The organism is Acutalibacter sp. LFL-21, from assembly GCF_025630755.1.
Classification (GTDB): domain Bacteria; phylum Bacillota; class Clostridia; order Oscillospirales; family Acutalibacteraceae; genus Acutalibacter; species Acutalibacter stercoravium.
Map to the genome: position 1 here is coordinate 1 of NZ_JAOTNT010000022.1, position 5809 is coordinate 5809.

Consider the following 5809-nt stretch of genomic DNA (forward strand, 5'->3'; position numbering starts at 1 on the left):
AGGGAAGAGAGCACGTCCGCCGCGTTTCTGCCAAACCGGGACAATTTGAACACCAGAACATAGGACACGCCATCCTTACCGGATTTGATGTCCTCCATCATCTGGCTGAATTGCGCCCGACCTTCGATAGACTTGCCGGACTTTCCCGCATCCTCATATTCACCGACAATCTCATAATCATTGTAGTCGGCATATGTCTTCATTTTGGCCTTCTGCGCATCCAGCGAGTAGCCGTCCACCTGCATAGCGGTGGAGACCCTGGTATAGGTGTAAACTTTTGTCTTCTCTTTCTTCATCTGTCTGCTCTCCATAGGGAAACTACAGCCTCTTATTTTTTCTCTGTCTTCTGCTCCAGCACCTTGATGGAATCCAGATAGTCCTTTTCCACTTCACTAAGCGTCCGGGCCTTGTATTTTTTGTATTCGGTGGTTGCTTTCTCCACGGCCTGTTTATGGCTCACACTCCCGTTTCCTTGCAACAGCTGCTCGCCGCTCATCGAAAGAATGCGATCCAGATGTTCCGCCCAGTCTTTCATGGTCATAACCTGTTCCCGTTCCGCCTGACGTTCCGCAAAATCCAGATACCCGGAAACAAGCTGACCCATTGCACGAAGTTCCTTTTCATTCAGATAGTTCTTTGCAATTACAGCCTCTTTTAGCGTGGGGTGCTTTCCGGCAAATGTGGTAAGTCCCATAAATTCCTTTTCAGCGTCCGCTCTCGTGTAAATGACCTCAGCCGCTGTTTGCCCATGAATGGCATAGTGGATTTTATTCTGGACTTTTCTGAAAAACTGGACAGAAATCTCCGCATGGGGATCATAGTCGATGCTGGTAGCGTAGATTTCCAAAACCTGCCGGTAAAATACTTTCTCTGAGGCGCGGATATCCCGGATGCGCTCCAACAGTTCCTTGAAGTATCCACCGCCACCTAAATTTTTCAAGCGTTCATCATCCAAGGCAAACCCTTTTCGCATATACTCTTTCAGAATCCCAGTTGCCCAAATGCGAAATTGGGTGCCGCGTTTGGATTTTACACGATAGCCGACCGAAATAATCACATCAAGATTGTAGTATTCAACCTGATAGGTTTTCCCGTCCGTAGCAGTTGTTGCAAATTTTGCAACAACTGAATCGCGTACAAGCTCACCTTCGGTGAAAATGTTTTTGATATGCCTTGAAATCGTGGACTTATCCCGCTGGAACAGCTCGGCCATCTGATCAGCAGAAAGCCAGACGGTATCGCCGTCAAAGGTTGTCTCAATTTTGGTTAAACCATCTTCCGTTGTATAGATCATCATTTCAGAACCGAACAGGTTATCGTTTGAGTATTCCATTCGCATTCACCTCGGTTTTCAATCATAAATTTGTTTGGACTCTTATATCACGTCTATTATATCATGCAGCAATTTTGCCTGCAACTGCTTCCGGCTTGAAAACAGATTCTTTTTTATCTGCTGCCGCGCTGTCCTGATCCTCAAGCGGAACCGCCGGAGCGGGCAGGTTCTCGACATCCAACTCCGAAGCGTACTTCTCAATCAGGTTGGCCAGCAGGTCTGCAAAACCGCTCCATTCATCGATCATAGGCAGTTTCCCTTTCTTTTTTGTGAGGCTGTTTGTAAAAATCCAATACTTCTGCCGGTATCTGCTCCAAAATCGCCACAGCACTGTCATAGTCGCGCCGCAGCTTGAGGTCTTCAATCTGCTTTAGGGTGCTGACCTTCTGCGCCGATGCAAGAGATTCTTCCAGTTCAGCATTTTTCGTTTTCAGCTTTTTATTTTCGGATGCTGTTTTCGTAAAAGCCACGCCATATTTCCGCAGCAGCGTGTCCATCTTCTCCACGCTGGGAAGATAGGTATCCAAAATTTTGCAAATTTCCTCCGCCCGGCTTTTGGCGTTGAAAGGATTGATTCCGGCGAGCAGATCCTCCAGTTTGTCCTTCTGTTTGGTCAGCCGGGTCATCTCCTTGAACACGCGGGGTGGGATATGGTCGCGCCCGGTCTGGCTGGCACTCTCACCGCGCTCCAAATCTGGAAACCTCTTGACCATGTGTTTCCAAAACTCATCCTGCCACCAGGTCAGCTTCTTTTTATTGCCCATAATATCTTTGGCGCTAAGCCTGCCATCCTCGGTCAGCGGGACAAAACAAAGGTGCATATGGGGCGTTTTCTCGTCCATATGCACCACGGCAGATATAATTGTCTCTTTGGATTGATGCTGTTCCAGAAAGTGCAGGGCTTCCTCGAAAAACACCCGAATCTCCGCCCGTTTCTTCCCCTTGAAGAACTCCGGGCTGGCAGTCAACAGCGTCTCGATCATACGGATACTATCTTTCCGGGTACGGCATCCGGCGGCGGCAATCTGCCGTTCCGATTCCGTCCGGTACTTGCCGAGCGGTTTGACAAGATGGAAGTTGTACTTGCTTCGGCTGGTGTCCACATCGGGATTGCTGGCGTACTTTTCCTTTGTGCGCTCGTTATGGGCCTCGATATTGCCGATTTCAGGCCCCTTGTATTTTGCAAATCGCATAATCGCGTACTGTGCTTTTTCCATGCTCAATCCCTCCGTTTCTGCCAGACAATGTCATATCCCAACACATCAGCCAACTCCACGGCCTCACGATACCGCAGTGATTCCCGCTGCAATTTCCCGGAAAGATTGGATACGCTGTCGCTCCAACCATATTCATCGTGCAGCTGGTCAACGACTTCCTGCATGGTGTAACCGGCGCGGATGATCTGCGCCTTGATTTCGTTTCGGATACTTGATTTCATGGTAATCCTCCATTTTCGCAAGTGACGCCCTTTGCCACTTGACAACTAAAACATGATTTTCTGTTGCGTCATAAAAAGAACCGGCTACGCTGGGGAGCGCACCGGCTTTGGTCAATGGTGAAATTTGTGCAAATGCTGTTTTGCGATAGAAATGTTTCCCCGCGCACCATTGGTCAACGGCGGAATATTCGGCTTTGCGGAAATGCGGGGTTTTTCACTGTTCTGGCTGTATTGGCGCGAAACGGTGCAACCTGTACTCTGTTCCGTGAGCCGCTGTCCAGCGAACTGTATGCGGAGCATAGAGAAACATTTCGCCGTTTTGCGATTGCTTCAAAATATGCCTATAAAATTACTGCGTTTCCTGTCCGTTTTGGTTATTCCCAAAATGGGCACGACCACTTTATCCAAATGAAGCGCCTCTACAATATATGAGGTAACAGGGTCAATCGCTGCGTACATACGTACCGGCGACCAGATCGGAAATCAATCCCGCCAGTCTTCCGGTACGTACGTACACTGTGAAGCGTCCGTAAACTCGTTTATATGCGGCCTTGCCACTGCCTCGATCCCCATAAAGCCCCATACCCGGCGTCCTGCCGAATTGGTAATCGTGTTGCAGTGTTCCAGATTGTACTTACCGCAGGCTGCCACCAGCGCATCGCTGAAGCTGCGGCGTTTGAGTGCAGTCAGGCTATTTTCCTCGCACCACATCCGGTAAATGTCGTAGCAATCCTTTGAACTGATGGACGCATCCGCTTTCAGCCGGATATAGCCCTCGGATTCCAGAAAATCAAACACGTTATTGTTGTCCCGCTTGACGGCCTCCCGGTTCTCTCTGGTGCGCTGGCTCTCGGTGAACTTGAAGTTGTTCGCTACCAACCGCTGCAATCCCGCAAAAGCCCACAGCAGAATGCCCTCCACCTCGGCCTTCATCTTCTCTGCCAGGTCGGGATCATCCACACGGTCGGCAGGTTTCTCTTTGGCGGTCAGCACCAACTGCCGCCGATAAAAGCCATCACTGCGGTCAAAGAGAGCCTGCAAGTCGCCATTGCTGAATGCCAGCAGCCGGGCGCACATCCATCCCTGATAGCTCTGCTTGCCTTTACGCTCCAAATCCATTTTACCCTGTGCGGTGACGATGGATTTGACATAGTTGGTCTGCCGCAGGGCCTCCATCCGCATATCATCATCGACACACAGCAGAATGTGTTCCAGATCAGCGCGAGCAAAACGGTTCTCGGAAATTTTGCCGATGCTGCCGTCCTTCATGTTGCTGCCGAACAGGGCGGACAGCACCGCGCCGATCTGGCTCTTACCCTCGCCGCCATTGCCCTTAATGACCATCATGCGCTGTCCCTTGTTGCTGGGGATCAGGCAGTAGCCGATATATTCCTGCAAAGTGGGAATGTCCTCCGGGTAAAGAAGCCCATCCAGAAAAGCCAGCCAGCGGGTCGGCGTGGGCGCATCGGGATTATAGGCCACCGGCAGGCGGCAACGCACGATGTCCGGTTTTCCCTCCGTAAAGGAGCCATCCAGAAACAACGTGCCGTTTGCCAGATGAATGCGGTCAGCCTCCGGCGGGAAATCCTCTACCAGCGCCGCCAGCTTCATCAGCTCCACGATATTGCTGATTTTGCGGGGGATATTGCTGACCGCGCAGCATTTCAGTTCCTCAAAAATTTCTCCACGCAGTGGCAGCTCATCGGTCACGCGGCCATCAGGTGTGAAAAAAGCCCCGTTTGTGTAGATGATTTTGTGTCTGCCGAGAAAATCATCACAAAACAGGGCTTCATTGATACTCTTGCCGTCAAACCAGATGGGCTGGTTGGCCTCACGCGATTGCTCGTTCTTCGCCACGGTGCTGCACCTCCTTTTCCAGACGTCTGAGCCGCTGCTCCAGCGCGGTGATAGTGCCGTCCTTCAGCAGCATATCCACCGCTTTCACACGCTGCTTCAGTTCCGCAAACATGAGAACGTCCAACAAATCATTTACATACTCGATCATATGACAGGCTTCCACAAAGCGGTCATCCAGTTCATCCTCCGGCGATTGCGGGGCATATTCGACCTTCCAGCGTTCCAGCAGATGCAGATAATCGCAGAGCACCCGCTGGCAGTGTATCTCATCGTTGCGGAAAGCCCGCGCCAGCGGATAGGGCTTTTTCAAAGCCATCGCTGCCGGGGGCTTGTCCGGGTCGATGCCAAAGTCATAGGCCAGCTTCTTTGCGGCCTCGTAGCTGCTCAGGCCGAACAGCCGCGCCACAAAATCTATCACATCCCCGGTAGCCCCGCAGCCAAAGCAATAGAAATAATCCCTGTTCAGCTTCATGCTGGGATGCCGGTCATCGTGGAAGGGGCAGCAGATCATATCGCCCCGGTTGACCTTACAGCCGTAGTATTCGGCGGCCTGCTTCACGGTGACAGCGGATTTTACAGTTTCAAATAAATTCATAGGCTTTGTCCTCCATTATTTATTGACGGTATCTGCCCGTCTGCCTGAATATACGGGAAAAAAGACTATAAACCGAAAAATCCGCTAAAAGTGCAAGAAATGAAAAAACGCCGCCCTGAAATCTTGCAAAAATGCAAGACCTCAGAGCGGCGAAGCCAGCGGAAAGCATTTGCCCGCGCTGGTTTTATCAGGTATAATGGATAAAGAGAGTTTTCAGAAGAGAGGTGCGTCACATGGAGGGAGCCTATCTGCCCGGCAATATCCGGCAGCGGATGCAGGAGCTTATGAAGGAACATAAAATTACCCAGGCACAGCTGGCGACCCGCATCGGCAGCACCGAGAGCGCCATCAGCCGGTTTGTCAGCGGTAAGACTGATAAGATCAGCACAGAACATTTGCTCCGCATTGCGAAAGTGTTTGAAGTCTCCACAGATTTCCTGCTGGGGGAAGTCAACACGCCCGACCGGACAAATTTTGATATTGAAGAACTGGGCCTGTCGGTGCAGGCAGCGCGGAATCTGTATACTGGGAAAGCCAATGCGGAGATCGTCAACCGCCTGCTGGAAAGTCCGCGCTTTGCAGAAGT

The 5809-nt window shown here is 51.1% G+C and carries 9 protein-coding genes; 2 read left to right on the top strand and 7 right to left on the bottom strand.

The window, feature by feature from the left end:
* From ODJ80_RS13805 to ODJ80_RS13825, 5 genes are all read right to left on the bottom strand, one after another.
* A partial coding sequence (locus tag ODJ80_RS13805) for a recombinase family protein (RefSeq protein WP_263042542.1) occupies positions 1–296 on the bottom strand: 296 nt, incomplete at its 3' end.
* 32 nt (positions 297–328) lie between these two features.
* Positions 329–1333: a virulence RhuM family protein gene (locus ODJ80_RS13810; protein WP_263042538.1), complete on the bottom strand. Its 1005-nt coding sequence runs from the start codon at positions 1331–1333 to the stop codon at positions 329–331.
* A 61-nt stretch (positions 1334–1394) separates the two neighbouring features.
* Entirely contained in the window at positions 1395–1580 is a 186-nt protein-coding gene (locus ODJ80_RS13815; protein ID WP_015574444.1) for a hypothetical protein, read from the bottom strand.
* Complete coding sequence (gene mobV / locus ODJ80_RS13820) at positions 1570–2550, bottom strand: MobV family relaxase (protein WP_263042539.1); 981 nt, start codon at positions 2548–2550, stop codon at positions 1570–1572. The genes ODJ80_RS13815 and mobV overlap by 11 nt, the downstream gene beginning before the upstream one ends.
* 2 nt (positions 2551–2552) lie before the next feature.
* Complete coding sequence (locus tag ODJ80_RS13825; protein WP_015534241.1) at positions 2553–2771, bottom strand: hypothetical protein; 219 nt, start codon at positions 2769–2771, stop codon at positions 2553–2555.
* A gap of 114 nt (positions 2772–2885) precedes the next feature.
* On the opposite strand from ODJ80_RS13825, the gene ODJ80_RS13830 reads away from it, so the two are divergent.
* On the top strand, positions 2886–3203 hold the full coding sequence (locus ODJ80_RS13830) for a hypothetical protein (RefSeq protein WP_263042540.1): 318 nt from the start codon (positions 2886–2888) through the stop codon (positions 3201–3203).
* 51 nt (positions 3204–3254) lie between these two features.
* Here ODJ80_RS13830 and ODJ80_RS13835 read toward each other — a convergent pair whose 3' ends face one another.
* Both ODJ80_RS13835 and ODJ80_RS13840 read right to left on the bottom strand, forming a co-directional pair.
* Positions 3255–4628: a DNA primase family protein gene (locus ODJ80_RS13835; RefSeq protein ID WP_215659260.1), complete on the bottom strand. Its 1374-nt coding sequence runs from the start codon at positions 4626–4628 to the stop codon at positions 3255–3257.
* Positions 4603–5223 (bottom strand): CHC2 zinc finger domain-containing protein, encoded by a 621-nt coding sequence (locus ODJ80_RS13840; protein WP_015537325.1) that lies wholly within the window; start codon positions 5221–5223, stop codon positions 4603–4605. The genes ODJ80_RS13835 and ODJ80_RS13840 overlap by 26 nt, the downstream gene beginning before the upstream one ends.
* 233 nt (positions 5224–5456) lie before the next feature.
* Between ODJ80_RS13840 and ODJ80_RS13845 the strand changes: the two genes are divergently transcribed.
* Positions 5457–5809, top strand: a 353-nt coding sequence (locus ODJ80_RS13845; protein ID WP_263042541.1) for a helix-turn-helix domain-containing protein, incomplete at its 3' end; no start/stop codon positions are given.

Bases quoted from the DNA above. Each gene is read 5' to 3' on its own strand.
- ODJ80_RS13840 (WP_015537325.1), bottom strand. From the start codon at position 5,223: ATGAATTTATTTGAAACTGTAAAATCCGCTGTCACCGTGAAGCAGGCC.
- ODJ80_RS13830 (WP_263042540.1), top strand. From the start codon at position 2,886: ATGGTGAAATTTGTGCAAATGCTGTTTTGCGATAGAAATGTTTCCCCG.
- ODJ80_RS13825 (WP_015534241.1), bottom strand. From the start codon at position 2,771: ATGAAATCAAGTATCCGAAACGAAATCAAGGCGCAGATCATCCGCGCC.
- ODJ80_RS13810 (WP_263042538.1), bottom strand. From the start codon at position 1,333: ATGGAATACTCAAACGATAACCTGTTCGGTTCTGAAATGATGATCTAT.
- ODJ80_RS13815 (WP_015574444.1), bottom strand. From the start codon at position 1,580: ATGATCGATGAATGGAGCGGTTTTGCAGACCTGCTGGCCAACCTGATT.
- mobV (WP_263042539.1), bottom strand. From the start codon at position 2,550: ATGGAAAAAGCACAGTACGCGATTATGCGATTTGCAAAATACAAGGGG.